General features: G+C 55.3%; 26 protein-coding genes and 1 pseudogene. 3 read left to right on the top strand and 24 right to left on the bottom strand.

The genetic code is table 11. The features are described from left to right. Positions 1–33 precede the first annotated feature (33 nt). From DN611_RS08920 to DN611_RS08905, 4 genes are read right to left on the bottom strand one after another with little or no spacing between them, the layout of a single operon-like run. Positions 34–330: a DUF6103 family protein gene (locus DN611_RS08920; RefSeq protein WP_025543366.1), complete on the bottom strand. Its 297-nt coding sequence runs from the start codon at positions 328–330 to the stop codon at positions 34–36. Between the two features lie 36 nt (positions 331–366). After that, complete coding sequence (locus DN611_RS08915) at positions 367–1,563, bottom strand: hypothetical protein (protein ID WP_025543368.1); 1,197 nt, start codon at positions 1,561–1,563, stop codon at positions 367–369. Next, a complete protein-coding gene (locus DN611_RS08910) occupies positions 1,538–2,380 on the bottom strand; it encodes a hypothetical protein (protein ID WP_025543369.1) in 843 nt (280 codons plus the stop codon). The genes DN611_RS08915 and DN611_RS08910 overlap by 26 nt, the downstream gene beginning before the upstream one ends. Beyond that, positions 2,377–3,837: an ankyrin repeat domain-containing protein gene (locus DN611_RS08905; protein WP_256264630.1), complete on the bottom strand. Its 1,461-nt coding sequence runs from the start codon at positions 3,835–3,837 to the stop codon at positions 2,377–2,379. Before DN611_RS08905 ends, DN611_RS08910 begins: the two co-directional genes overlap by 4 nt. Positions 3,838–3,992: 155 nt before the next feature. On the opposite strand from DN611_RS08905, the gene DN611_RS08900 reads away from it, so the two are divergent. After that, complete coding sequence (locus tag DN611_RS08900) at positions 3,993–4,190, top strand: hypothetical protein (RefSeq protein ID WP_025543371.1); 198 nt, start codon at positions 3,993–3,995, stop codon at positions 4,188–4,190. A gap of 75 nt (positions 4,191–4,265) precedes the next feature. Here DN611_RS08900 and DN611_RS08895 read toward each other — a convergent pair whose 3' ends face one another. From DN611_RS08895 to DN611_RS08880, 4 genes are all read right to left on the bottom strand, one after another. Then, positions 4,266–6,098 carry a VirB4 family type IV secretion system protein gene (locus DN611_RS08895; protein ID WP_025543373.1) on the bottom strand — a complete coding sequence of 611 codons (1,833 nt, stop codon included), beginning with the start codon at positions 6,096–6,098 and terminating at the stop codon, positions 4,266–4,268. Then, a complete protein-coding gene (locus DN611_RS08890; protein ID WP_256264629.1) occupies positions 6,091–6,684 on the bottom strand; it encodes a hypothetical protein in 594 nt (197 codons plus the stop codon). The genes DN611_RS08895 and DN611_RS08890 overlap by 8 nt, the downstream gene beginning before the upstream one ends. Next, positions 6,681–6,944 (bottom strand): hypothetical protein, encoded by a 264-nt coding sequence (locus DN611_RS08885; RefSeq protein WP_025543374.1) that lies wholly within the window; start codon positions 6,942–6,944, stop codon positions 6,681–6,683. The genes DN611_RS08890 and DN611_RS08885 overlap by 4 nt, the downstream gene beginning before the upstream one ends. 75 nt (positions 6,945–7,019) lie before the next feature. Continuing rightward, the gene (locus DN611_RS08880; protein WP_256264628.1) at positions 7,020–7,379 is read right to left on the bottom strand and encodes a hypothetical protein; all 360 of its coding nucleotides are present in this window, start codon (positions 7,377–7,379) and stop codon (positions 7,020–7,022) included. A 219-nt stretch (positions 7,380–7,598) separates the two neighbouring features. On the opposite strand from DN611_RS08880, the gene DN611_RS08875 reads away from it, so the two are divergent. Then, complete coding sequence (locus DN611_RS08875) at positions 7,599–8,198, top strand: DNA-3-methyladenine glycosylase I (protein ID WP_256264627.1); 600 nt, start codon at positions 7,599–7,601, stop codon at positions 8,196–8,198. Between the two features lie 67 nt (positions 8,199–8,265). Here the strand turns inward: DN611_RS08875 and DN611_RS08870 are convergent, their stop codons facing one another. The 9 genes and pseudogenes from DN611_RS08870 to DN611_RS08830 all read right to left on the bottom strand — a co-directional run bounded on the left by DN611_RS08870 (position 8,266) and on the right by DN611_RS08830 (position 16,947). After that, positions 8,266–8,994, bottom strand: a complete 729-nt coding sequence (locus tag DN611_RS08870) for a hypothetical protein (protein ID WP_036626644.1) — start codon at positions 8,992–8,994, stop codon at positions 8,266–8,268. Positions 8,995–9,014: 20 nt separating this feature from the next. Next, the gene (locus tag DN611_RS08865; protein ID WP_051365429.1) at positions 9,015–9,266 is read right to left on the bottom strand and encodes a type II toxin-antitoxin system death-on-curing family toxin; all 252 of its coding nucleotides are present in this window, start codon (positions 9,264–9,266) and stop codon (positions 9,015–9,017) included. Beyond that, a complete protein-coding gene (locus tag DN611_RS08860; RefSeq protein WP_025543378.1) occupies positions 9,263–9,505 on the bottom strand; it encodes a prevent-host-death protein in 243 nt (80 codons plus the stop codon). The genes DN611_RS08865 and DN611_RS08860 overlap by 4 nt, the downstream gene beginning before the upstream one ends. Before the next feature lie 136 nt (positions 9,506–9,641). Next, positions 9,642–10,541: a conjugal transfer protein TrbL family protein gene (locus DN611_RS08855; protein ID WP_025543379.1), complete on the bottom strand. Its 900-nt coding sequence runs from the start codon at positions 10,539–10,541 to the stop codon at positions 9,642–9,644. Positions 10,542–10,693: 152 nt separating this feature from the next. Further along, a complete protein-coding gene (locus DN611_RS08850) occupies positions 10,694–11,146 on the bottom strand; it encodes a HEPN domain-containing protein (protein WP_025543381.1) in 453 nt (150 codons plus the stop codon). Continuing rightward, positions 11,109–11,474: pseudogene (locus tag DN611_RS08845) on the bottom strand (nucleotidyltransferase domain-containing protein); the annotation flags it as partial. The pseudogene DN611_RS08845 and the gene DN611_RS08850, both read right to left, overlap by 38 nt. 83 nt (positions 11,475–11,557) lie before the next feature. Continuing rightward, a complete protein-coding gene (locus DN611_RS08840; RefSeq protein WP_145985081.1) occupies positions 11,558–12,127 on the bottom strand; it encodes a hypothetical protein in 570 nt (189 codons plus the stop codon). A gap of 5 nt (positions 12,128–12,132) precedes the next feature. Continuing rightward, positions 12,133–12,465 carry a DUF3852 domain-containing protein gene (locus tag DN611_RS08835; RefSeq protein ID WP_025543386.1) on the bottom strand — a complete coding sequence of 111 codons (333 nt, stop codon included), beginning with the start codon at positions 12,463–12,465 and terminating at the stop codon, positions 12,133–12,135. Positions 12,466–12,534: 69 nt separating this feature from the next. Then, positions 12,535–16,947 (bottom strand): SpaA isopeptide-forming pilin-related protein, encoded by a 4,413-nt coding sequence (locus tag DN611_RS08830; RefSeq protein ID WP_025543388.1) that lies wholly within the window; start codon positions 16,945–16,947, stop codon positions 12,535–12,537. Between the two features lie 238 nt (positions 16,948–17,185). On the opposite strand from DN611_RS08830, the gene DN611_RS08825 reads away from it, so the two are divergent. Continuing rightward, complete coding sequence (locus DN611_RS08825) at positions 17,186–17,848, top strand: hypothetical protein (protein WP_025543389.1); 663 nt, start codon at positions 17,186–17,188, stop codon at positions 17,846–17,848. A gap of 35 nt (positions 17,849–17,883) precedes the next feature. On the opposite strand, the gene DN611_RS08820 is transcribed toward DN611_RS08825, so the two are convergent. The 7 genes from DN611_RS08820 to DN611_RS08790 all read right to left on the bottom strand — a co-directional run bounded on the left by DN611_RS08820 (position 17,884) and on the right by DN611_RS08790 (position 22,956). Beyond that, positions 17,884–18,636: a CAP domain-containing protein gene (locus DN611_RS08820; RefSeq protein ID WP_025543391.1), complete on the bottom strand. Its 753-nt coding sequence runs from the start codon at positions 18,634–18,636 to the stop codon at positions 17,884–17,886. Then, positions 18,633–18,932 (bottom strand): hypothetical protein, encoded by a 300-nt coding sequence (locus DN611_RS08815; RefSeq protein WP_025543393.1) that lies wholly within the window; start codon positions 18,930–18,932, stop codon positions 18,633–18,635. The genes DN611_RS08820 and DN611_RS08815 overlap by 4 nt, the downstream gene beginning before the upstream one ends. Before the next feature lie 103 nt (positions 18,933–19,035). Beyond that, positions 19,036–19,821 (bottom strand): class D sortase, encoded by a 786-nt coding sequence (locus DN611_RS08810; RefSeq protein ID WP_025543394.1) that lies wholly within the window; start codon positions 19,819–19,821, stop codon positions 19,036–19,038. Between the two features lie 36 nt (positions 19,822–19,857). Beyond that, positions 19,858–20,757 carry a hypothetical protein gene (locus DN611_RS08805; RefSeq protein WP_025543395.1) on the bottom strand — a complete coding sequence of 300 codons (900 nt, stop codon included), beginning with the start codon at positions 20,755–20,757 and terminating at the stop codon, positions 19,858–19,860. 17 nt (positions 20,758–20,774) lie between these two features. Then, positions 20,775–21,524: a hypothetical protein gene (locus tag DN611_RS08800; RefSeq protein ID WP_119311119.1), complete on the bottom strand. Its 750-nt coding sequence runs from the start codon at positions 21,522–21,524 to the stop codon at positions 20,775–20,777. Between the two features lie 12 nt (positions 21,525–21,536). Then, complete coding sequence (locus DN611_RS08795; protein ID WP_119311118.1) at positions 21,537–22,598, bottom strand: DUF3849 domain-containing protein; 1,062 nt, start codon at positions 22,596–22,598, stop codon at positions 21,537–21,539. Next, positions 22,591–22,956, bottom strand: a complete 366-nt coding sequence (locus tag DN611_RS08790; RefSeq protein WP_025543398.1) for a hypothetical protein — start codon at positions 22,954–22,956, stop codon at positions 22,591–22,593. Before DN611_RS08790 ends, DN611_RS08795 begins: the two co-directional genes overlap by 8 nt. Positions 22,957–23,798 lie beyond the last annotated feature (842 nt).

Genomic DNA, 23,798 nt, shown 5'->3' with positions numbered 1-23,798 from the left:
GCAAAAGCAACCATGCCGCTGATCCAGGGGGGACTATTGACGCTCTCGAACCGGTCCGTCTCGATTGTCCCCATCCTCCTGTACCTCCAAATCCCGTTTCTTCTCAACAGAATCGGCAGCTTTGGTATGCCGGGGCGGCCGTTTCGGCGGTGTGGGCTTGTTCTTGTTGTCCAGGTAGTCTCGGACCGCCTCCGGCACCTTTGCCTCGTAGAGCTGCCGGAGGGCCTCGTCCATCTGCTTCTGAACGGTGGTCCGCTCCTTTCGGAGCGCGTATTCTAGCGCGTCGAGCTTCTCGCCGTCAAAGGCCAGCGTGATCTCAATCTTTTCCATGGCGCACCTCATCCTTATCTCATATCTCTGGGATCTTCAGTCGTACTGAATGTACGGGATCTCCAGCCAGGCGGTCCAGTTTCGGTCCGTCAGCTGGGTCTTGACCACGCCGTAGTGGGTACCCATAGCCTCAATTACCTCTCCGCCTCCAATGTACACGCCGATGTGTCCGCTCTTCCAGACGGCCAGGCCAGGCGTCTCCGGGATCGTACTTATGGGCCCCTTGACTGCGGCATTGCGGTACATGGTGTCGGCGCCGATGTCCGGCATCCCGTTGGTGCCGTACCGGATCGTCATGGAGTCCGTGTCCAGCCAGCCGTACCCCTTGATGAGCCCCACACAGTCCGCCGTCCGACCGCCCAACCACTTGGAGCGGATGACGTCCGCATAGCTGCCCACACCATCCGGATACTGACGGATTTTGGACTCCATCAGAGACTCCGTCAAGGTCTGACCGAAGGTGCCCCAGACATATCCCCAGCCGGACTCCCAGGCATGGGTGACGTATGCCACCAGATCCTCCGCGTTCTTGGTAGTCGGAGCAGTGAAATCCGAAGTATCCAGCTCCGTGATCCTGCTGCTGCCATACTGGATTTCTCCGGTGTAGCCATCTGCCGCTCCGTAGGCGATCCGGTCGTAGACCGCCTGGGCATTGACCACCAGGTCCTCGGTGATGGGATACCCTGCTGCGTCAAGGTTGTTAAAGGCGATCTCTTGATCGACCGGCACCGCCACTGTGTAGGTCTCTTCCGTGTAGATGGTCTCGCCGGTGTCCGGGTCCGTACCGGAGGCCACCGTGCGAGTCCGCTCCTCGTATCGGACGAAGCAGTCCGCAAAGTCCCGCGCCTCGGACGGGGTGAGCTTCAGGTGCTCGTCCCAGAAGCACAGGGAGAAGAACACCGCCTTGACCCAGTTCCCGTCCAGGCTTCCGCTCTCCATTTGATCGTTGACCTCCGCCACCGCACTGTCCAGTTCCTCCAAACAGGTCTGCATGACACGTACCTGGGCAGCGTATTCCGCGGACATGGAAGACGGAACAACGCCGCCGTTGAACACCAGGTCCACGGCGGCGTTGTTGTGTTGAGTGGTGCCAGAGAGCAACGACAGCAGCAGGGCGGCGATGAGGATGATCGGGGCAAGGACCGCTGCCGCGATCCATCCCACGGTTTTTCTGGCTTGTTCATCTGTCAGGGCTGCCAGTGCAGCCTTAACTGCCGCGGCAGTTATTGCCATCTTGTGCCACGTCCTTTCTGGTCACTTCTTCTGTTTCTTCGACACAGGAGCAGGGAAGGTCTTCAGAGGAGAATACACCGGGAATTGCCAGCTGTGCCTGATCTGCCTCAATGAAATCCCGCCAGGCATAATTTCGGCCCAATCCCCTCACAGTAAGGAGATTGGGCCGCGCTCGATCCTCTATCGCCAACGCTCTTGCCAGCAGATCCGGGTATCGGTGATAGAGGGTCCGGATCTCCCTTCGCTTCATCGAGGGGCAGAAAAAGCAAGAGGACTTCCCTGGTAAGGGAAGCCCCGCGTTTTGTATCTCCTGGATGCACCGATTCCTGTCCCAGCCCCACTCCATCAGAGGATACGCTTTCTGATATTTCCGATCCGCCAGATCATGGGGTAGGGCTCCCAGCCGTCTTTTTTCTTCTCCTGCGTCATACCCAATCAGCTTCACAACATTCTCTCCTCTGGCCCAGGCATTCTGACATGGTGGGTAGTGGGCACAGAATTTCTCCTGAGGAGCCACTTTGTGTTTGAGAGAACACTTCTTCCAGCCATACGCGATAGACGGAAGGGAAGCGGAACGCAGGCACTCCTGTTCCAGTGTCAGCCTCTGTCCCTGACGGTCTGTGTACCACACTCTTGTGATCCCAGGCATTCCGTGTTCTCGCAGCCACTGATCCATGATCCGCAAGTAGTGATAGGTGTGAGGCTGCTCCGCTCCCGGGTCAGCGAATAGAATCAGGTCCACCGGAACATGATGCTGCCACAGCCCCACCAGCATGGCGGTGCTGTCTGTGCCCCCGCCATATCCAACGATGTTCATATTCTACCTTCCGTTCCGAACTGTGCGTTTTTTAGGGTGGAACGATCATCCGCATGAGGACTCATCGACACATTCCCCCCCATGGTTGGTCCGTCGCGCTGTACGGTATTCTTCTGTTCCGTCACGTATCCATACAACGCCTCCATCGCTGCTTCATACTCTGCGCTTTTGGGCTTATTGTCTGCCCAAGCTCGGTATTTGTCAAAATCGATCCCCTGGTCCAGCACCAGTTTGGCAACACCGGGCATCCCGTTGTTGATGCAGACATACAGGGCGGCATAGTTGTCTGGCCCCACTGGCATCCCGTGCGCCAGCAGTTGTTCCGCCATCCACTCCTGGTGCTGTCCCGTGAGGGTATGGAGAACATCCACCGCATAATCGCCCGGCTGGATGCCCTTGTCCACCAATGTTACCGCAGTTTGAAAGTCCAGGCTGGCAGCGGCCTGACGGAGTAGGATTGGGGGTGCGGCGGCGATCTGCTCGGGAGAACATTTGCCGATCAGGTCTTTGACGATGCCCTTTCGGTCGTTGGCATAGGCGTGCAATATGACCTCGCCGGCGAGGGACGGGTATGGCTCAGAGAGGTGGCTTTCCGCCTCCTCCACCATCGTCCGCACCCGCTGGCTGTCCCCGGTCTCCACCGCCCGCTTGCAGGCGGTCAGGTACGCCTCCGGGGAAAACCGCCCCACTGCCGACAGAAGCGCCCGGACCATGTTTCCTCCTGTTCTTCCGGGGCGCCCCGCCGCCTCGATCAGCAGATCGTCCGCCTGATCCGGTACCTTGGGATAGAGCGAACAGAACGCATCAAATTCCCCGTCTCGGATCGCCAGCACCGCTCTGTCATAGTCGCTGAGGCGGAGGGGCCGTTGGCCAACCTCGTCCATATAGGCGGTGATGCTCCCTGTCATGCGGCGCAGGAGCTGTTCTGTCTGGGACATGGCCTGCTCCTGCCGCTCCCGTTGTTCCACCAGCGCGTTGATAAAGGTCCGCTGTTCGGCGGGATTTAAGTGCAGGATCATGTTTTCCGGCTCCGGCTGTTCACCCAAGCGAAGGTACCGGGCGTAGGTCCCCCTGTCCCCTTGGAATGCCTTAATGATGGCGGAGGCAATAAGGTACATCCGGTCCAGGTCGGAACCGCTTTCCCCCAAGGTCTTCCCGGTGGCAAAGCTCTCGATTATGGACTTGCCGTCCTGATACCATCTCAGGGAGATGTCGGTATAGATCCCCTCGCTGCCGCCGTAATCGGTGATACAGAAGATCTCCGCGCCGCGGGGGATCTCCCGGCCGTTTGCCCACTCGCGATCCATAAACAAATATTCATCCGGCAGGTAACCCATGCCCTCCAGCCGGTACCTCAGTTCTTCAAAGACCTCCTGTGCGGTGCGCTGGCCGGCATACACCTTCCTCCGAGGATCGTCCGGGGCGGGTTCCCAGCGTTCTAATTCGATTGGTTTCATTTCATACTCCTTTCGGTTCCTGTATCCATCCGCGCTCCTGAAACCGCTGTGCAGCCGCAGAAGTGTGCGGACAACAATTCGACAAAAGCTGATTGACAAGCCATAGTCTGTCATTTATCATAGTTACATCATATTTTTGAAAGGATGTGCCCTGAATGGCTGCTCGTACTGCCGAAGAACGCATCGCGTTGATCGACGCAAAGATCGCAAAAAAGAAGGAGGAGATCAAGGTTTTGGAAGCGCAGAAGCAGAAGCTCCTCCATCCTGTCACCATGCGATCCGTCATGGAAAAAGCAAAAGCAGCCGGCCTCACCGCGGAACAGATCGCGGAGAAGCTGGGGCTTGAGATGTGATCCCACATCAGGATAGATAGGGCCGATGCCACACAGGGCATCGGCCTTTTTCTTATAACTTGCGTCTACTACCTGTTACCGTCCGCCCGCCGCTCCGAACAGCTTTTCCTTATAAGACGGGGCGTGGACCTCAAGCAGATACCGCTCGTTGCCGCACTTGTAGAGGCAGATCCCCCGCTGGGACTGGCGAATCAGCTCATACTCTTCCGGTTCCAGCTGAAGGAGGTCCATGTAGAACCGTTTATCAATGGTGCCTGCGTTGAACAGGAACTGGTGGGTGGGGATGGCGAACAGGGGCCGGGTCAGCTCCCGGACACCGGGCTGATCGAAGTCCTCCAGATTCTGTGAGGCAAGGACCATGGAAGATCCCCGCTTTCTGACCCGTTTCAGCGCGTTTCGGATATAGGTGATGGCCACCGGATTGGACAGCCACAGGTACAGCTCATCAATCGTGGCCACCGTGTTGCCCGCTGTCAGAAGCCGGTCTGACATATAGGAGAGTACATTGAACAGCAGCGTATTCCGAAGATTCTCCGCCACGTCATCCAGGCCCTTGACACAGAACACCAGGAAGCGGTCGGATGAGATATTGGTGTGACCATTGAAAAATCGGAAATCGGCGCCTTTGCACATGGAGTGCAGGCCCAGCAGCAGATCCCGCAGCATCTCCGGTGGGTACAGGGGGAGAGACTCCTGATCATAGTGCTGATACGTCCGCTCGATCAGATCATAGAGATCCGTCATCACCGGATAGTTCATAGCTCCAAATTGTGAGAGGTCCGTCTCGTCTGAGATGCCCCATTGCTGGTAGAGCCGTTCAATCATCAGTTCCAATGTATCAATGTGCGGTGTATCGAATCCCTTATAGACCCGGAAGATGTCCCGGAGGAAGGAGATGTGCTGGGCCAGAAGCGTACCGCGGAATGCCGGCGGCGCGTCCGGATCCTCCGGCTCGCTGCCGTCATCCCAGCGCCGGGGTTCTAACAGGTTGATCCGATACTGGCCGCTGAGAAGATCCAGGAAACAGCCACCAAGGTGCCCGCAGAGGTCCTCCAGCTCATGCTCTGAGTCCAGGGCAATCACGTTTTTCCCAACCTCCCGCACATTGCACAGCAGGAGCTTGAGCAGATAGCTCTTGCCCTGTCCGGTATTGCCCAGGATCAGGGAACTGCCGTTGGTCTTGTCCGGCGCCCGCCGGTCCAAGTCCACAATGACATTAGAGCCGTACTTGTCCCGGCCAATGAAAAAACCGTGGGGGTCCGTCTTGCCGGAGTAGCTCAGAAAAAAGAGATTTGCCGCGCTGGAGGCGGGCAGGACCCGCTCCGCAAATGTCCCCAGAGTGTTTCGGCCAGCTGGGTTGGATGATAAAAAGCCGTCCCGCTGCCGCAGGAGCAGAGGATCTTTGGACAGCTTGCCGCGCAGGAGGATGGCGCTGATGCTGTCCCGCAGGCGCTGCAGTTCCTCCATAGTCCTCGCGGTCAGCTCCAGGAATACGGAGGTATGCAGCAGCGGCTCACGGTCCCGCCGCATACCCAGGATCAGGGAGGCGGTGTCCTGGAGCTTTGCCTCCGCGGTAACGCTTTGCTTCACATTGCTGACGTTGCTCCGCTCCATGAGGCTCTTGTTGGTGGCGGCATGAAGGATGGCCTCCTCTTCCGCAGCGGACACCTTTCGGACGGCCAGATGCACGGTCACACCCTCCAGTTCTCCAAGCTGCCGCAGCAAAGCCTGTTCTTCCGTCGTGGGAGGATATCCACGCAGCATCATCACAGTGCGATAAGTATTTCCGAAAACGAAATTGTCCGTATTGAACTGGATGGCGCCCGGTGCGATCAGGTCCAGGAACTCTTTTGGCCGCTGGATTGTTGGCGGTTTCGGCGCCGCCCGCTTCTTTTTCTTCTTAGCCATGGAACACCACCCTCTCTCCATCCACGTCTTCCAATGACTCCGGGTCTGCATCATGGAGGTAGTAGGATACCAGCAGCCGCTTCACGTCTTGCTCTTCCGCCAGGCGTACAGAGATGCCGTGGTCGCACAGGGACTTCTCTTTCTGCCGCAGGCCGCCCTCATCCAGCGCGGCCTGCTCCTCCATACGAAGCACCAGGACAAATTCCCGGGACGAGGCGGAAGTAGTCTGGATCTCGTCCAAATATGAGATATCCTTTTGGAGCAGCTCCCGGATCTTAGGAGTCGTTTCCTCTTCCAGCCGGGTCTGATAGTACACCTGGTTCTGCTGAAACGACTCTCTGGAATCCAATCCCAGAACCTCTACCTGTTCCTCCGCTCGAAACAGGTTGCTCAGAGCCGTTACCCTCTGCCGGATACCCTCTGCGGAGAGAACCGAGAGATTATCCGGGTGGATCAGGAAGAACACCAGGCTGCCGCCTGGTATTGCCACGCCGTGGGGCAGGAGTTTGCGAATACCCATCAACTGCCGCGTGGATTGACGCTGCTTCAGCCGTTTGCGCTCTTTCCATTTCTGAAGCCACTTCAAGGGTCCAGCCTCCATTCGTATCTCTGCTGCTGGAAAATCAGGAAGCAGGCCGCCCGACGGAGAAAATCCAGAATACTGGCCCCATCCACCTGAATGGAGAGAAAGGCATATAGAACGGTTACCACCAGCGGCGCCATTCCGACTCCCTGCACCAGAGACAGTACGGAGATCAGAGCAGCCACACCGATGATGGCAATGTCCCGCAGAAGCCACAGCCACAGCATGGGCTTGGCTTTCAGGTTTTCGGGATAGATGTACATGATTACAAGCCCCTTTCATTAGAAATCAAAATGCGGCGCCGCCGGGTATATCCCCGACGGCGCCGTCTGTCGTTTTTACAACTCTTCGCTTGTATGATTCTCTTCTTCCTCATCTACATCCGTGGATACCTCATGCGGTCTCTCTGCTTCATCCGCCAGCGCCCGCTGGATGCAGTCCAGGAAGAATGCTTTCTGCTTGACATGATGTCGATCCAGATAAACCTTGAATTGCTCGAACAGGTCTGCCGGCACCTGGAATGCAACGGTTCTGGATTCTGTACTGCTCATCTGTTTTTCCACCTCTGTCTGATAAAATGTTGTGATCAGCCAAGTCATGTATTCGCCCAGGCTCTTCCCGGACTCTTCCTGATGTTCCCGGACCTGTCGGTGCAGGTCTATCGGGATTTGCGCACACAGATTTTTTGTGTCTGCCACATCTGTGTCCTCCTCTCTAGTTAGTAAAGCAAACATACTCCAATGAAGGTCATAAAGCCATATCCAAAGCCACTAAAGAAAACCTTGAAAGCCAAGCACAAAGCCTAAGAAAAATAACCCGGCAGCATGAGTCTGCAGGTCAGCACACAAAATTTACAGTGGTCCGCACTCCTGCGTTCATGTATAATGGACCTATCTTAAAGTATGGAGGCCATCAATATGATGAGATGCCGTTGGGCTGACCCGCGTTCCGATCTCTACGTCGCCTACCACGACCACGAGTGGGGGCAGCCGGAACACGATGACCGAAAACTCTTCGAGATGCTGATTTTGGAAGGGTTTCAGGCGGGACTCTCCTGGCTGACGATTTTGAATAAGCGGGAGGCATTCCGCACTGCCTTTGACTACTTTGAACCTGTCGTGGTCGCCCAGTACGGCCCAGAAAAAGTCGAGGCACTGATGGAGGACACGGGGATCGTCCGCAACCGGCGCAAAATTCTAGCCGCGATCCAGAATGCCAAGGTCTTTCTCTCCATTCAAGAGGAGTTCGGCTTTTTTGACAGCTATCTCTGGGGCTTTACCGGAGGCCAGGTCATTTTGAATACAGATGATACTCCGCACACGCACACAGAGCTGTCCGACCGCATCTCCAAGGACCTGAAGCGCCGGGGCATGAATTTCGTGGGCACGACCATTATCTATTCGTTTCTCCAGGCAACGGGCGTGGTCAACGACCACGAGCTGGCTTGCTTCTGTCATCCGGGGAATTGGTCAATCCCCCAAAACAATAACGAGGTCCCATCAATGGAACCTCGTTAAAAGAACGCTATGCTATATTCTTTTTCCTGTGTTAATTTGATCTATATTTCCGACTAATTAGAATCCCTCATGTATTATAACTCACCTGCAACTCCCCCCCTAACGGTGTGTGTTTCTTTGGAAAGCTCTCTGGAATAGCAATTTGTTTTTCATAACACAGCGCATACTTCTTGAGTTCAAATGCCCGTTTTGAATACGAAAAACCATTGTTAGTTTCGTAAAGCAGCCCTAATGCTCTGTAATCGGCTACATAATCGTTTTCTCCGGAAACATTACGCTGGTCGATATTTTCGCTTAAGAATAATAGGTCTTCTTCTGTTAGATTTCGTATACATCGACTCAGTTGAAAAAATTTTTGAGTATCGATTTGCTTAGAAAGTAAAGCCCTCGTTAAGGAAGCTATGTAGCGTGCTTTTTGTTTGGTACCGCAATCATCAATCAATTTAATAAGTCGCTTAGCATACTCGTTCAACTTATCTGGTCGGCCTTCGTAATTGGCCTCTGTATTAGGACTTGCATCAGCTAAAGCCTCTGCAAGTGACTGCAAATTTTCCGATTCAAATTGATTTGTTTCTTCATTATACCTATAGGAATATAAAATATATGTTTCAAGGCATTCAAAAAAAATTCCGTCTCTAATCGTGGATGACAGCTTTTTTACATCTTCTAGCATAGACCATGCTGCATTAGGGTCATACATCAATATTCCAATTATATCTTTAAACAAGGTCTTTCCAGAGGCCTTTACAGTATCAGATCTTGCGACTTTAAGAGCTTTATCAAGCATATTTTCCATCAGGAATGCCCCTTTTTAAATTATTTTAACATGACATGAGCACCTATTCGCTTATTACCGTCTAGGAAGGGATGATTCATCACAATGCCATAGCAAAGCCGTACTGCTTTCTGTTGGAGCGACGGATACAGCGGCTGATCGTTGAAGGTCTGGAAGGGAGCTGTAAGGGCAGTCTCAAGCAGGTTCTCATCTCGAAACCCATGGATGCCTCCAGTCTCTTGGATTAGCTCTTCGTGGAGCAGCAATACCTGCTGCATATTCAGCCGAATCATTTAGCTAACTCCTCATAGGCCGCATGATTTCTTGCAATCAGCCGCCGGGATATCTCGCGGACGTCTTCATCGGATGCAGTCTGCTCCTGTTCTGCCTGTGAAAATTCAATCACCAAATAACGGGGAACGTTATTTTTAAGGATGATCGCTTGCCCCTCCTGATCTACCATTCGGGCAACCTTGGAAAAATTCTGATTTGCTTCACTCATGGAAATCATCTGCTCCGTGTTGATCAGCATGGTATTCACCTCCTGCTTTTTAGTATATCTAAAAAGTAGGATAAATTCAACCTATATTCCATAGTCCATAAAAAATTCCTTCTCGATGAGATACATCTGTCTACGCTCGTTTTCAATCAGTTATAACCGCCTATTCCTATTTTAGCACTGTCCCAGCAATCGTCCTGGTGGTGTTGATTGCCGCCTGGGCGGTGTAGACCGCGCTCATGATATTCGCCCGGGTGGTGGTGTCCAGCCCAAAGGTTCCGGCGATCCTGGGGACCTCTCCTGCGGAGAGCATAAGCCCCAGTCCCAGCAGGGCATGGTCCTTGAACACCATAAGTCCCGCCACCAGGATAGTAGATTGGAGGAAGGCTGTCAGGCACAGGCCGATGACCTGCTTCATCCACTGGACGAAGCCGTCGATGTATCCTCGCGGAATAGAGAACATATAGAGACTTCCCACGGCGATCTGAATCAACAGGATACCGCCCCGCTTCAGGTTGGCGAAGAACACCTTAATCACCGCGTAAGCCATAAGGATGACGCAGAACAGGATCATGAGGGGGCTGGTGATGACACCAAGGCCGAAGTAGCTGTTGTCGATCATGTCCGCCAGGGAGTCGATTTCACTGAGGTCCGTAATGATCTGCTGCCCTACCTCTCCGATGGTGGTGTCCGAACCGGTCAGTCCTACAGAAAGAGTTCCTTGGAGGGATACTGACAGGGCGTACAGCCGGACGGGAACCGTGGTGAACAGGGACACGGCAAAGAAGCCCTTGATCATGTCCAGAGCTGTTTGCTGTAGATTGGCCCGGCCGCTGGCGTACTCAATGCCGCACTCGAATGCTCGTACCACTAGGCTCACAGCGAACAGAGCCCAAGCTAGTTTGGAGAAAAACAAAATCACAGCCTGCACCCATTCCAGGTCAAACAGTTCCACGCCCATATTACCCATTTGGGCAAAGAAATTCCCCAAAAAGCCCACCAGTTGGCCATAGAACCAGTCGATGAGATCATCCATGACCGTAGACGCTACAAAGTCCCAGATAAACAATGAAAAAAATTCCTCCGTTCTATATACAAATAATCTGCACCAAAAGTGAAGCACAGCACAAGCGGCGCATCTAGAATTGGGGTTGAAAAAACAAAAGCGGACACAGTTTCTGTGTCCGCTTCTGAAACCCATCAGGAATTGCTGCCTTTGTATTATCCCATGTGTTGCTCAAACTTCCGTTTTGCTTCTGTTACCGCTTTAATGTCTTGTGAGATATGTGGATCCAGTCTCTGTAAAACGAATTCGCGGATCTTCCTGCATTCCCGCAGTGCGCAGTTCATGTCAGACTCATCCAGCTCCATATGGGACGGATACCGCACCTGTACACCATAGGGGGTCAGTTCCACGCAGGCGTCTGCCAACTGCTCAAACTGCGGGTCCCGCTCCATACAGAGCTTGCAGAGCTGAATCAAATCATGTGTCTTGGGCGGTTCCATGCCAAATTGCGCCAGTGTTCCTTTCAGCATTTTCTCAGCTGCCTGTTCGCAGTGATAGCAGATGATCTCCACAGGTACTGGACGCATCCCAAGCAAGTATTCCGCAGCGCCAAGGTCCATTTCCGCCAAGTCAAGCCATTCGCTGCTCCATGTCTCTTGGCCGTTCATACAGGACCACCCCCTCTCTCGCAATTTTTCGTTCCAGGGAGGGCTGTGCTTGCCTCTGCCGAAAGACTCCGGTATGATACACGATCACATCCAGCGGCGTGTCCTGGACCATGAACAGGGCGCGGCGAATTCGTTTGACCGCGTCTGCAGGACGCAATGCCATATCAGAGACGAGAACACACAGATCATAGTCACTATCCCGACTCGGGGTGCCGTAGGCATAGGAGCCAAACAGGTATATTTTTTCAGCATCCACTGTTTCCGCAATGATTTGGCAGATATGGGACAATTCCTCTTTCACTTTAACCGTCATCCTCAGCACCTCCTCGCTGAATTTATTATACCCTGCGGTAGGACATTAAGCAATCTGATTTTCATGATTCCCGAGCCGCGGCATTCCGGTAACCCAAGTTACCTCCCCATGGTCTGCTGGAACTTCTGTCCGGAATCCCAGGTCTTATCCTGTGTCTCAACTTTTGCGGCCTGATAGGCGCCGGATGCCTCTCCGGCAGACTCCATGTAGTCGATAGCCCTGGTGATGGCATCTGGGTCCAGATGCTCCAGAAAAATGCCGCTCCTTGCCAACGCTGGGAGATCCTCCGGCTGCCCGCCAAGAGCCAGGTAATCGGCAGCGTTCTGAATCTCCGTCGGAAGGATGACAGAGTGGACGTCATATAAATGTTGGGCGATTGCTGTCCCATGGCGGCGCTCCACCTCCCGAAATGCCTGACAGATGTCATCCACTACTTTTGAATAGGGCTCTTCAAAATCTTCATTCAACTCGTATGTGGCTTGCAGCCACGCTCCAAAGCCTCCCGCCTGGCCACCAAGGGTTTGTTCCAGGGCGAAAAACTGAAGGGCCCCCTCCGCCAGTTCCCCTGAAAACCGCCTCCTATTTTCCAGGCGTGCCCGCTCTCCCTGGTTCGTATCCATCTTCTGTGTCTGGGCCCTCTCCGAAAATTCCTCTCTCTGCATTACCATTCTCCTTATCCTCCGATGATGCCCCAGATGTAGTTGGGGGCCAGCAGGACGAAGATCAGGCAGACGAACAGGATGGCCGGGCCCGTCCACTCAAATTGTCCGTGCTTCCGATACTCAAAATACGTCAGCGCCAGCTTCACAAAAAACGCAATGGCCAGCACCATGCTCAACGCCGGAAACACTACGCTGTCCACTACAGCCTTGATCTGCTCTGAGGCGTCGCCCCAAGTCTGTTCCACCGCATCCGCCACACTGCCGACCGCCAGGGCTGGGGTGCAGAACAGAGCCGCCAGCAGGTAGAATGCTGTCAGCATAGGCAGGAATCTCTTACGGTTCATCGTTGTTCCTCCTATCGAAAATGGGAGAGCCGACCCAAATCGGGGCGGCTCTCCAGTTTCTGATGCTTCTCAATATCCGGTTCTGGGCAGGGGTTCAGCAGGCTTATAGACCTTGGTCGCCCACCGGGAGGTGGCCATGATCCACTGCCCATCGTGGATGCCGCCCACATCTGTCTGGTTGACGATCTGGCTGCCGCCGGTGAGCCACTGGCTGGCGGTGCAGTACACCACGGGCGCCTCCACCTGCCGGAAGTTGGCCGGCACGATCCCGAACACCACCATGAACTCCGTTGCCTTCTCCCCGGAGGCGAGGCCCAGGGCCGCTGGCGAGGCATCCAGCACATAGTTCTGCTGGGTGCTGAGATTGTCCGCCAGGACCCGGTAGGTATCTCCGCTGAGCGTGGTCTTATAGACGATCTTGTAGCTGCCGGGGACGTTCCAGGTGCCGGTGACGATTTTCTGCAAGTGCGCGAAAGCAGGCAGGCGCTCCCTCCAGTAGAAAGACTCGAGGGATGTGGTGGAGTTGTTGGCGATGTCGGTGAAGTCGTAGCGTAGGGTCTGGCCGGGCATGACCTCCACATAGCCGGTCTTCTTGATGGAGACGTTGGTGTAGAGGCTCTTGTTGGTCATGGCGGCTTTCACGATCTGCCCGGCGTACTCGATCTCCACCTCGATGGGAGTCTTGTCCAGGCCATAGAAATCCGCGGCTTTGGATTCGATCACTTCGTAGCGCGCCAAAGGCAAGGGCTTGGAGACGGCGACACCATTTTTGTCCGTGCGGATGGTATCTACCAGCTTGCCGGTCCGGGCGTTATAAATCTCGAACTCCGTGTTGGGGATGGGCGTCCCGGCGGGCCAGCCATTCATACTGTTATAGTCTGCCGAGGTTTTCGTGATCTGAATCTGACCGGTGATGGGGGTATTCTTCCAGGTGATCTCCGTGGTCTCCCCAGACTTTACATAGACGGTCTTTTTCTCCGTGTCTACGATATAACCTTCGTTTTCCAATTCACGCAAATAAAAGCGGCCACTCTCCAACCCCTCAATGTAAACATAGCCTCGGTCATCCGAGGTGTACTGGCCAATGGGGGTGTTGGTATCATCGTAGAGCAGGAAGGTGACGCCATAAATTCCATCCCCAGTGGCGCTGTCCACCTTATGGAGCAGAATGCCGGAGACGGCCTCATTTTCAATGACCTCCTGGGTGACCTCGCCATCCTTGACGGTGAAATAGTGCCGGGTAGAGTCCAGCTTGAATCCGGAGGGGCTTTCCAGTTCCAGAGCATAATAATCGCCCTCGGCAAGCGGAGCAAACACAGTGCCGGTGTCTCCCGTGGTGACGGTGTCCACTAGGGCGTCATCCGATGCCTTGCGGATCTCAAAAACAGCGTCAGAAAGCCGCTCCGTCTTGTCCGCGGCGTTGACCTTGACCAGCTCCACGCCACCCTCTCTGGCATTCCAGAAGGTCAACGTCTGGACCTCGCCCTCTTTGATGAGGATGCTCTGGGGGCTGCCATCCAGCACAAAGCCCTCCGCTGTTTGGGTCTCCCTGGCGGTGATGGTAGTTCCGGGGGTGAGGCCGGTGATGACCGCACGGCCATCCTCCCCGGTGGTGTAGACGCCGTTGTTGGGACCAATGACCGTCCCGGCGCCGTCTGTGACCAGGAACTCCACGCCGGCCAACGGCTCCCGGTCTGTGCCTTTGATGAACTTTTCCAGGACGAGGGTCGTCTCTGGCTCATTGTACACATACAACGTCTGGGTGTCGTTTGGGTGGACCACCACCGTCTGGGTCCGGGTGGCCTCGTCGATGGTGTACCCTGGAATCGAGGCCGTTTCCGTTGCTACGATAGTCCCAACTACCCCTGAAAGGGTGATTTTTCCCTCCCGGTCCGTATAGTAGAGGCCGTTGGAGGAGAGCTGGCCGTTTTCATCCGGGACATAGGACCCATCCGCATAGGTGATCTTGAACTCCACCCCCTCCAGCGGCTCATGGGTGCCGGAGCTGCTCCGCTTGACGATGACCAGATTGCCTGCGGGAGCATTTCTAAATTCGAGGCCAACGGTTTCGCCGCTGCGGATTAGGGCGTACTGGGGGCTGTCGTCCAGCAGATAGCCAGGCTTGGCCCGTACCTCCCGCGCAACCACTGTGGTTCCAGGGATGAGGCCCTCCACCAGAATCTCGCCCGCGCTGTTGGTCACATACCGGCCGTTGTTGGTGCCGATGAAGTTTCCGCTGCTGTCCGTCAGCAGGAACTCGACGTCAGAGAGCGGCTCCCGTTTCTCATCATCCGAGACCTTCGTAATAAGCAAAGACCCCAACGGCGCGTTGCCGAACCGCAGGGTGACCACATCCTGCTCTTTGCCAGAGATATAGACAGTCTGGGGTTCCGAGTCGATGAGGTGGCCGTCCGGGCTTTCCAGTTCCTGACAGATATAGGTGCCCTCTTTTAGCCCCGTGACCGTGAAGGACCCATTTTTCGAGGTCACATATTCGCCAATGACCGTCCCCTCTGTGCCGGAGGTCTCGCCGCTGAGGTAACGCAGCTCGAATCGTGCGCCCTCCAGCGGCAGCTTCGTCGCACTATCGTATTTGTAGACAACAAGCGCACTGAGAGGCGTGTTGTCCACGACCAACTCACGGCTGACGCCGGCCTCCAGGTAGAACTCATAGACGCCGTCATCCTGGATGGAGAATCCTGTCGGACTCTCCTCCTCGACGACCTTGTACCAGCCCCTGTTGACATTGGTGAGCACGATGCGCCCCGAGGAGTCCGTGTAGTACGTCCCCAGGTCATTGATCTCGCCGGTTTCCGTGTTGTCGCTGGCATAATAGATATGGAACTTGGCGTTCTCAAGTGGATCTTTTGTGATGGAATTGCGTTTGATAACTGTGAGCGATGGTTTGACTGCGTTAAAGAAGCGCACCGTCCGGGTGACGCCCGGCTCCAGGAAAATGGTCTGGGGAATCTCGCTGATAATGACGTTGGACGGTACGTTGACCTCCGAAATTTCGTAGCTGCCGGGGTCCACTTCGAGAAATGCTTTGCCGCTGGAATCGGTCTCTACGGTGTCCAGGAAATCCCCGTCGATCTGCCGGACCTGGTAGGTGACTCCCTCAATGGGAGATCTGTCGGCAATATTCCGCTTGACGATCTCCAATCCGGGCCGGGTGTAATCCTCAAACCGTGCCTCGCTGATTTTGCCGGGCCGGAGGGCGATGGTCTGCTCGCTGGCAGTCCGCACGAACGGCTCCGGAACGGACTCCTCACGGACGATATAAACGCCGGCGGGGAGGTCCTCCACCAGGGCGCTCCCATCCGGTCCGGTGGAGACGGAGGTGCTGAAGGCGCAAGTGACGCCCTCGATAGAATAGACGGCGTTTTCCACGGGAGAGCCATCGACAGCCGAGGTCTTGATGACCTTGATGCCGGGCAACTCCTCGTCTCCAACGGTGACGGTGTACTGCTTATCGCCGTCGGTAACGCTGACGTAGACGCTGTGGGGCGTCGGGTCCAAGGCATAGCCCGCCGGGGCCTCCTGCTCTACAAAGGACCACAGGCCCTCGGTGACATCGTGGACCTCGATGTATCCCCCTCCGGAGGTCACATCGCTGCCAACGATTTGGCCGTCCAGGTAGATGTTATAGACGGCCCCGTCCAGGCCCTTGTCGGTACCGGCGATGACCTTCTGGAAGGTGATGTCGCCATCGCCAGCGGGAGGAGGATCATCGTCATCCTGCGGTTCATCATCTGCGATAACCTTACGGCCGCTGTGGTAGGCGAAGAAGGACTGCCGCCCGGAGACACTGGAGGTGGCCAGCACCGCCCACTTGGAACTCTCGTCCTCCACGATGGAGGCGTGGATGCCCTGGGCGGCGTATTCCTCGATCTGCCGCTGGAATTCGGCATCCTCATTGGCCTTCTGGCCCAGCAGCCAGTTGTAATACTCTACATATTGGTCGTAGGTATCAGCGTTGGCGAAGCCGCCAGCGTCGATGTCGCCGCTGGGATCGCCGCCCGCACTCTTATCGCTCTGATTGTCCCAGATGTAGGTCTGAAGTGCCATGAACAGGCTGCCGGGGATTTCACCGGTGTAGTCCGCAATGTAGCTCATCATCCATTTGACGTTCTCTTTGGTGATGGCGTCCATCTCGCCCAGGCCGGTCTCGGCAACAGCGTCATTCCACAGGGCGTCCGCATCCGCTCCGGTGGCGGAGCGGTACATGTAGGACTGGAGAAACGACTCCGTGCCAGAACGGTAAGAGTAGCCCAGGTCCATGCAGTAGAGCTGCCGCCCCGCCGCCGTGGGCGGGCGGTAGGAATAGGTCTGCCCCTGGGAGTTGAGCCGGGTGGTCCAGAGGTTGGGGTCCGTCACCGGCGTAATCCCCACGCCAGTGGATTCTGCCGCCATCGCCACCGTTGGCAGGAGCGAGAGCACTGTCAGCAGAGTCAGAAGCAATGTGACGATTCTCTTTTTCATAAAACCCTTTCTGACCGTGAAAGGTGGGATAGCCCACTCGAAAGGCCGCTTCGGTGTCCTCCTTTCACGGCCTTTTATTTGGATTTCGAGTGTAAAAGGGCACAAAAAAGCAGGCCGTCCATATAGGACGGCCTGCCATTGCCTATGCAAGCAGCACAGACTGGTCGTTGTATTTTGAGCTGTGATATGCTAGAATAATGTCGATTTTTGCGATGAGAGAGGAAAGAAAGGAACTGCCATGTTTTCGCTCAACCCCATGAAGGAACTGTATGAAAGCCCGCTGCCACCTATGGCCCTGACGGACTATGAGGCATTTTCCAAATTCTTAAATCAGGCTTTGCACTGCTGCCACGAGACCGGGCGGGATTTCAATGTCTATCTGGACTGGGCCATCCGTGCTCTGGCCTCCAGCATGGCCGCGGACAGCGCCGCCAGGATCTTCCTGCCAAAGACCAGAACAGCTCCGTTTTCCTTGGACGATTTGATCCCACTGTCTGAGATCCCCTCCAAGGGGACCGTGCGGGTAGATTTGACGAAGAGCTATGTGGTGGCTCCAATCTGGAACAACACGGATCTTGTGGATGCCGTAAAGGCTTTCTCCGACAGCGGCTTTGAGAATGCGCAGATCGACCAGGTCTTTGGCGGGGCGTACATCCAGGAGCTGAAGCTGGCCATCATCGACTCACCTTCTGATGTGGATGTTCCGTACATTCTCTCCCAGTGGGATCGAGGCAGTATCCAAATGAATGCCTATTCGCTCAAGGACCTCACCAAGGTCCTCTCCACGGACGGAGAGAAGTGGTATCTGCAGGAAGAGAACGGCGAAACAGAATTGCCGGTCCTGGAGCCCCGTATGGCGATCCTCTACAACTGCGGTGCCAGGAGGTTCTGCAAAGATTGATCGAACAAAAAGCAGGCGGCTGCCTGCTTTCTGTTTTATTCTACAGGGTTGTCCACCCAAGTGACGTGATACCCTTCATAAGCGAATATCTGAACGCAGTACCAGCAATCTTCTCCAGCGGCATTCATACCTCGGGCAAGGCCCACGCCAATCTCGGACAGCCCATCATTGAGAATGTTCTTCAGATGTCCGCTGGATGCCGCCCAGTCATCCACAACCACTTCCGCCAGTCCTTTGCCCAACTCCGCCAGCCGGCGGTCCGCGATCCTGTGAATGTTCTCTGCGGTATAGGGACAGTTGCTGACGGTTGACCGGTCAGAGCCATCAGGCCGGATGTGGGAGTAGGTGCCGGTGGCAGCCATTTCATCAGCTCGGACCTGGGCCGCCTGTGTCAGCATGACGTCGGTTTCCAAGTCCGCTAGGCCAGCCTCCTGACGGAGCTGGTTGGTTCTATCAACGATTTCCTGCCGCATGGATGAGATATCCGAGGCAGGTACCGATTGCTCATCGCGTGTCGGCGCCACGCCGGTGTAGGGGGCGCCCGTGTCCACCTGGACGCCGTTGTCCCAATAGACGTTGAATCCCACCTGCCTGCCGGCGTCCCGCAGCTTCACATAGTTGGACCCATTGATGTTGTATGCCTCCATCTTCACCTGCTGTCCATCCACATAGATGGGCTGCCTGGTGGGCACCGCAACGATACCCGCTGCCGCAGCGCCGCCGCAGAACGTCGCACCCAATGCCATGCCGGTGAGCAGCAGTCCCATCTTCTTTCCTCTGTTGTTCATAGCGATATCCCCCTCTTCAGCTTTGGCCAATAGCGTACCGGTTTTTGCAACTTCGGATCATGGGCCGCGGATACCCGCCACAGACTGCAGGTCTGATGGGTCAGATAGACCACCTGGTTCAGCAGATCCTCCGCCTGCATATATTGGGCGTCCTGTACGCCGGTCTTGCAGACGATCACCGGTCGGCCTCCCAGCAGGCGCTGGACCTGTCCGTGATCCAGCAGGACACGGCCCTCCGGCACCTGCAGGTCCACATCCTCATCCGGATGGATTTCGAGGAACTCTTCCACGGTCATGGGGAGTCCCTCTTGCCTGTGGCACCATGATACGCCAAGAAAATGTGGAAAGCTATTGACCAAAACGCAGAAGGAATCGCTCGATCATACAGCAGTTTGTCCATCACGCCTCCACCGCCTGGACGCACCAGCGGTAGGTACGCTGATCCCGGACGCAGGTGTACAGGGTCAGGCGGTTCTCCGCGGAGGGGGATAGCTCGCTCCGATCCGTCTCGCTGATCTTCTCCACGGAGACCACCTTGTAGGTCCGGGTCCCCAGTTTGGTGGCCAGTGTAATTCGGTCTCCGATATCCAGGGTATGGATCTCACCGAAGTAGTCGTTGGTACCCCTATTGTGGGCCGCCAGGGCTATGTTGCCGTTCCAGATGCTGGTTTCCTCAAAGTGCCCCACCCCGCGGGCCAGAGTTTTGCTGCCCGTGCCCTGGTACACCTTGACGTTCAGGTCGACAGCTGGGATCTTGAGGGTCGCCAGATATCCGCCGCTGTAGTAGAGATCACTTGTCACTTCCGTGAAGCCGGTGGACGAAGATACCGTGGACCCGCTGCTGGAGGCGGAGGTCCCCGGTGTCACCACCGCGGCAGAACCGCCGTTGATGACCGCCCCGGTGACTGCCTGTCCTCCCGGTGCCAGGTTGGGGGTGAGGTATGTGCCAGTGTTCAGCGCGTATGCGCTGGGACTGCCAAAGGCCGGTGGGATCCGGGCGGCGTTCTTGCTGCGGTCCTCATTTTTTGCCGCGCCGCCGTCTGCCATGATGACAGGTTCGATGGAAGTGGGATCTCCGTACTCCGGATCGCCCGGCGCGGCGATGGTATAGTCCAGGGCTCCTGCGGGGAATGCCAGACAGGCGGCCAGACAAAGGCTCACAAGGCTTGTAATGACTCGTTTCATGAAAACTCCTCCTCGCATATTTCCCATGCTTTCTTCTCACACTTCATTCTCCTCCACCGGCTCGTGTTCCCGGCGGTGCCGGATGAACAGCGCCGCCCCGGCCACGGCACCCACCAGGGCCACCATGCCGATGGGCACCAGCAGCACAGCCCAGCTGAAGGCCGCCGCTGCGGGCACTTCCTCCACCGGCTGGAGGGGTGTGCCCTCGAAGATGGCCACATAGCGGACACGGTCCAGATTGATTTTGCCAACAGTGCCGGTATAGTCGGCGGTGACGGTGTAACCCTTCACATAGCTGCTGGTAGCACTGCCGGTGTAGGTGGCCACGGCAGTAAAGCGGTCACCCAGGGCGTAGCCGTCCAGGGTTGCTGTGTTGTCCGTCTGCCAGTTGATGGTCTGGAGGGTCAGGGTCCGTCCATTGTCCTGGATGGTCTTGGGGATGTTGGAAGTGTCCTGATTGGCCAGGTTGGGATAGGACCTGGTGGCGGAGATCTCCCGGGTGCTGCTGCCGTAGCCGGAGACTTCCACCTGGACTGTGTCCAGCTGGAGAGACAGGGTGCCCATGTAGCCGTCCTCCGTGATGAACTCCTTCTCCTGAGGCAGCAGTGCCAGGATGGAGGCCATGTCCTTATTGGCGCTCTGGAGGCTGACCGTTTCCGTGTGCTGTCGCTCGTCGTGTTCCGGCAGTTCCTGCCGCAGCAGATCTGTCAGAGTATAGTGGAAACCATCCTGCTCAAAGTCAGACCGGGGGATGCCCGTGGGATCGTCCTCCGGTCCCAGGTCATAGAGCTTTCGCAGCTCGGTGCCATCCTCACTCTGGGTGATAGCAGTAGGGTAGCAGATCTCCACCTCGTTCGTTCCTGCGGCCAGGGCTGTGGGGGCCAGTGTCATCGTCAGGCACAACACAGCGGCGCATAGCATCATTGCTCGTCTCATCTTCATTCTCCTCTCCATTATTTCATTTCTCCCAGCCCGCCTATTTTGGGGCCGGATTGTACTTGCTGCTCCGCTTTGGGCAGGTAGGTCCTGGTATTGAGCTGCATAGAACTCTGTTCATGACTGTATTCTATACGTTCTGCCTCTCTTTCTCGCTGTTCCAATGTGCGGCGCATCAATACGTCGTATTCCCAGGGCAGTGTCTCCAGTAGGATATAAGCGCCCTGTTCCGTGAGTCCATCTGCCTGACAGCGAAGCACCAGGGGATGTCCAGTCCTCTTCCACTGGCGTAAAAAGGCCGGCTGTTTCCAGCCGGCGCCAACGATATACACCCAGCGGAGCGCGGTTTCCTGTCCGCTCTCGCCGCTCAACCACAGATACTTGTCCCGCAGGTCCCGCCGCAGTCTATCTCTGGATGGGACGGGTGTCACCACGCTCCCGGAGAGCTGATAGCGAAGGTTCAAAGCGGAGATACAGTCTTCTGCCGCAGCCGTCGCCTCTGGTATCTCCGCCCATAGCGGCAGCAGTTCCGGTCTGGCCGCCTGAACGTCCTCCCATGCTGTCTCCGCGGGGTATATCAGGACGTGCCGTGCCAGCTCCAGAACATGGATACCATCTGTCATCCCTAGGCTCTTTGCCTGGCGGGAGGGGAGCGCACGGTACCTGGCCAGCGCCTCCTGCAGCGATGGAAACCGCTCCATGGTCCACCCTTTGTGAAAAGTACGCTTGGGCGGGAGGCGCAGGTCATCAATGATGTAATACTGCATCGCAATCTCCTGTTACTTCATGGACATTCCGCCTTGGCCAGGCGTCTTGATTTTCTGACTCTCCTGCAGCTCTTTTTGAAGGCATCGGATCGCATCGTTCACCTGTTCCATTTGATCCGCCTCCTGCTCCTGGGCCAGATGGTCCCGCATCTGGTCCAGCGGGTCAAACAGGGAGAGTAGAAATATCAACTGTTCATCTGAATACAGCTCCATATCCTTGAGCAGAGCATCCCGACACATCCACACTGCGGACACATCCGCTATCTGGTCGATGACTTCAGAGACGGAAAGCGTTTGGAGCGACATCTCATATCTGTCCCATGCAAGGTTGATCCGCATGGCAAGGGCTTGCTCCTTTTCGGAGCGACTCATCTGCTGTAATTTGTTCAGTTTCAGTTCCTGAAGTTTTTCCCTTGCCCAGTCTGGCAGAAACTCTTCCTTCAGCACACCAGTGAAGTCGGTCCGGTTCCAGCGGGCCATTTCTTCATCATTCAGGCAGGTGCAGCGGATAGATCTTCCAATGGCGGTGGGGCTGCACCCAAAGCCGTCATGGGCGTACCAGAGCTGATTTTCAGGCTTCCAGCAGGACTCTTTCAGAGTATCCGGAGAAAGCACCAGCACCTTTCCCTCGTAGTCCAGTTTCTCGAAAGAGTCTGGCTCACATTGATTAGGGCTGAAGAGCCCCAAAGCCTGATACGCGGCACGGTACTGATCTACCACACCATTCAGCACAGCGGAACGGATTGGCACCACAAAGTTGAGATTGTGGGATTTGTCTGGTGGGATATAGATTCGACTGGCCCACTCTTTATTCTCAGAACTGTACTGGCCACCCCATTCCAACTGCTGTATCGTGTTAGCCAGCACCCAAGCTGTTCGTTTATAGCCGAACTCCTGGATAACTTTGGCCAGACAGTCTCCGTCCAGATGGGCACCGTCGTAATGCTGCCAGACGGCTTTCCGAATGGCATCCTTGCAGTCCATGTTGCTCAGGTAACTGGCCCGCCATAGAGACTCTTCTCCCCGTTGGCGGGCATACTCTGCGGAATATGGGTAGAGATATGCTTCATTCATCTCTGCCATCCTCCATAGCAAGGAGGCTCCGGAGGCCCTCCAAGTTGATACAAAAGTCCTCCAGCGTGTCGATCTCATCCTCGTCGAATGCATTCAGAGGATCATCTTCCTCTTGCAGGCTGGCCATCTCGTCGCTTTTTTTCGCCAGTTGTTCCGCCATGGACGTGACGATCTCATCCAGGAAAGCAATCACCTTGACAATTTCCCTAGTAGAGAGCGAATCACGTGCCAGAAGAATGCAGCCCTCTTCCGCACGGAGCACCAACGCCTCCGCGTCTGCGAGACCGGCGATCTGCATAGCAGGGAAGGGGATCTTCTGGGCTTTGCTGTCGGGCTTACGGTGCAGTGTAAATTTCATGGTTATCTTCCTCCTAAAGAGTTTTCAGCGTGTGAGTTGGGATGTTAACTGGGACCAGGACCCATTTCTCATCCATCTCACGTTCAAACAGGTCCAGCTGCTGGTCCATGAGAGGCCTGGGATCGTAGTTGGTGATGATCAGTTCTTTGTAAATTGCCCCACGTTCCTTTTTCAGCGGATTTTCCCGGACCAGGGAGAAGATGAAAAAGTCCTTCCGATACAACTCCCAGGCCAATGCTCATGTACGGTAAGGAAGCAAGCAACCGAAAACAAGAGATAGACCGCCAGCACTACACTATTCCGAACCAAAGACCAAAAGATAAGCATTGTGGGAAAATCTAAACTTTTGGATTTTCCTACAATGCCAACTACGGCGGAATCCCTCCCACTCCTTATATCTTTCTGTATACATTGAATTTGTATTTAGTAAAATGCAGACAACACCACGGATCGGCTTTTGGTTGGACAATTCCAACCAAACACCACAGCAGACAGCAGAAAACATTCTGAACGCTAGGAAGCCGGTATGATTGTTACATATAAGGGGAAGAAAAATTTCTTTTAGGTACTTGCTTTCCTAAAACTGATGTGATACAATGATTTAATCCAGAAAAGGAGTAAAAAATATGCGGCAAGGTATTCTTAAATAAAACTATAATCAAATAGTGGGAACAAAGGATTATGATAGCTCCTTTTGTAGGGGCTTAGTTTTTTGTACCCAATTTAAGAATACTTTTGCCTTATCAATTTTGACATATCCCCAAAAACAGCAATCACAAACAGGTGTATGCTGTATATGTGTATGTCCGCAACTTATAATCCCCAGTGGTAAAAGTATTTTA

Source organism: Oscillibacter sp. PEA192, from assembly GCF_003574015.1.
Lineage (GTDB): Bacteria > Bacillota > Clostridia > Oscillospirales > Oscillospiraceae > Oscillibacter > Oscillibacter welbionis.
Note: the sequence above shows the minus strand (reverse complement) of the source record. Positions and strands in the feature narration are given on the sequence as shown.

What these genes read in the sequence shown, in the direction of transcription:
- DN611_RS08920 (WP_025543366.1), bottom strand. Translation starts at nt 330, where the DNA reads ATGGAAAAGATTGAGATCACGCTGGCCTTTGACGGCGAGAAGCTCGAC.
- DN611_RS08915 (WP_025543368.1), bottom strand. Translation starts at nt 1,563, where the DNA reads ATGGCAATAACTGCCGCGGCAGTTAAGGCTGCACTGGCAGCCCTGACA.
- DN611_RS08910 (WP_025543369.1), bottom strand. Translation starts at nt 2,380, where the DNA reads ATGAACATCGTTGGATATGGCGGGGGCACAGACAGCACCGCCATGCTG.
- DN611_RS08905 (WP_256264630.1), bottom strand. Translation starts at nt 3,837, where the DNA reads ATGAAACCAATCGAATTAGAACGCTGGGAACCCGCCCCGGACGATCCT.
- DN611_RS08900 (WP_025543371.1), top strand. Translation starts at nt 3,993, where the DNA reads ATGGCTGCTCGTACTGCCGAAGAACGCATCGCGTTGATCGACGCAAAG.
- DN611_RS08895 (WP_025543373.1), bottom strand. Translation starts at nt 6,098, where the DNA reads ATGGCTAAGAAGAAAAAGAAGCGGGCGGCGCCGAAACCGCCAACAATC.
- DN611_RS08885 (WP_025543374.1), bottom strand. Translation starts at nt 6,944, where the DNA reads ATGTACATCTATCCCGAAAACCTGAAAGCCAAGCCCATGCTGTGGCTG.
- DN611_RS08875 (WP_256264627.1), top strand. Translation starts at nt 7,599, where the DNA reads ATGATGAGATGCCGTTGGGCTGACCCGCGTTCCGATCTCTACGTCGCC.
- DN611_RS08870 (WP_036626644.1), bottom strand. Translation starts at nt 8,994, where the DNA reads ATGGAAAATATGCTTGATAAAGCTCTTAAAGTCGCAAGATCTGATACT.
- DN611_RS08865 (WP_051365429.1), bottom strand. Translation starts at nt 9,266, where the DNA reads ATGATTCGGCTGAATATGCAGCAGGTATTGCTGCTCCACGAAGAGCTA.
- DN611_RS08860 (WP_025543378.1), bottom strand. Translation starts at nt 9,505, where the DNA reads ATGCTGATCAACACGGAGCAGATGATTTCCATGAGTGAAGCAAATCAG.
- DN611_RS08850 (WP_025543381.1), bottom strand. Translation starts at nt 11,146, where the DNA reads ATGAACGGCCAAGAGACATGGAGCAGCGAATGGCTTGACTTGGCGGAA.
- DN611_RS08840 (WP_145985081.1), bottom strand. Translation starts at nt 12,127, where the DNA reads ATGGTAATGCAGAGAGAGGAATTTTCGGAGAGGGCCCAGACACAGAAG.
- DN611_RS08835 (WP_025543386.1), bottom strand. Translation starts at nt 12,465, where the DNA reads ATGAACCGTAAGAGATTCCTGCCTATGCTGACAGCATTCTACCTGCTG.
- DN611_RS08830 (WP_025543388.1), bottom strand. Translation starts at nt 16,947, where the DNA reads ATGAAAAAGAGAATCGTCACATTGCTTCTGACTCTGCTGACAGTGCTC.
- DN611_RS08825 (WP_025543389.1), top strand. Translation starts at nt 17,186, where the DNA reads ATGTTTTCGCTCAACCCCATGAAGGAACTGTATGAAAGCCCGCTGCCA.
- DN611_RS08820 (WP_025543391.1), bottom strand. Translation starts at nt 18,636, where the DNA reads ATGAACAACAGAGGAAAGAAGATGGGACTGCTGCTCACCGGCATGGCA.
- DN611_RS08815 (WP_025543393.1), bottom strand. Translation starts at nt 18,932, where the DNA reads ATGACCGTGGAAGAGTTCCTCGAAATCCATCCGGATGAGGATGTGGAC.
- DN611_RS08810 (WP_025543394.1), bottom strand. Translation starts at nt 19,821, where the DNA reads ATGAAACGAGTCATTACAAGCCTTGTGAGCCTTTGTCTGGCCGCCTGT.
- DN611_RS08805 (WP_025543395.1), bottom strand. Translation starts at nt 20,757, where the DNA reads ATGAGACGAGCAATGATGCTATGCGCCGCTGTGTTGTGCCTGACGATG.
- DN611_RS08800 (WP_119311119.1), bottom strand. Translation starts at nt 21,524, where the DNA reads ATGCAGTATTACATCATTGATGACCTGCGCCTCCCGCCCAAGCGTACT.
- DN611_RS08795 (WP_119311118.1), bottom strand. Translation starts at nt 22,598, where the DNA reads ATGAATGAAGCATATCTCTACCCATATTCCGCAGAGTATGCCCGCCAA.
- DN611_RS08790 (WP_025543398.1), bottom strand. Translation starts at nt 22,956, where the DNA reads ATGAAATTTACACTGCACCGTAAGCCCGACAGCAAAGCCCAGAAGATC.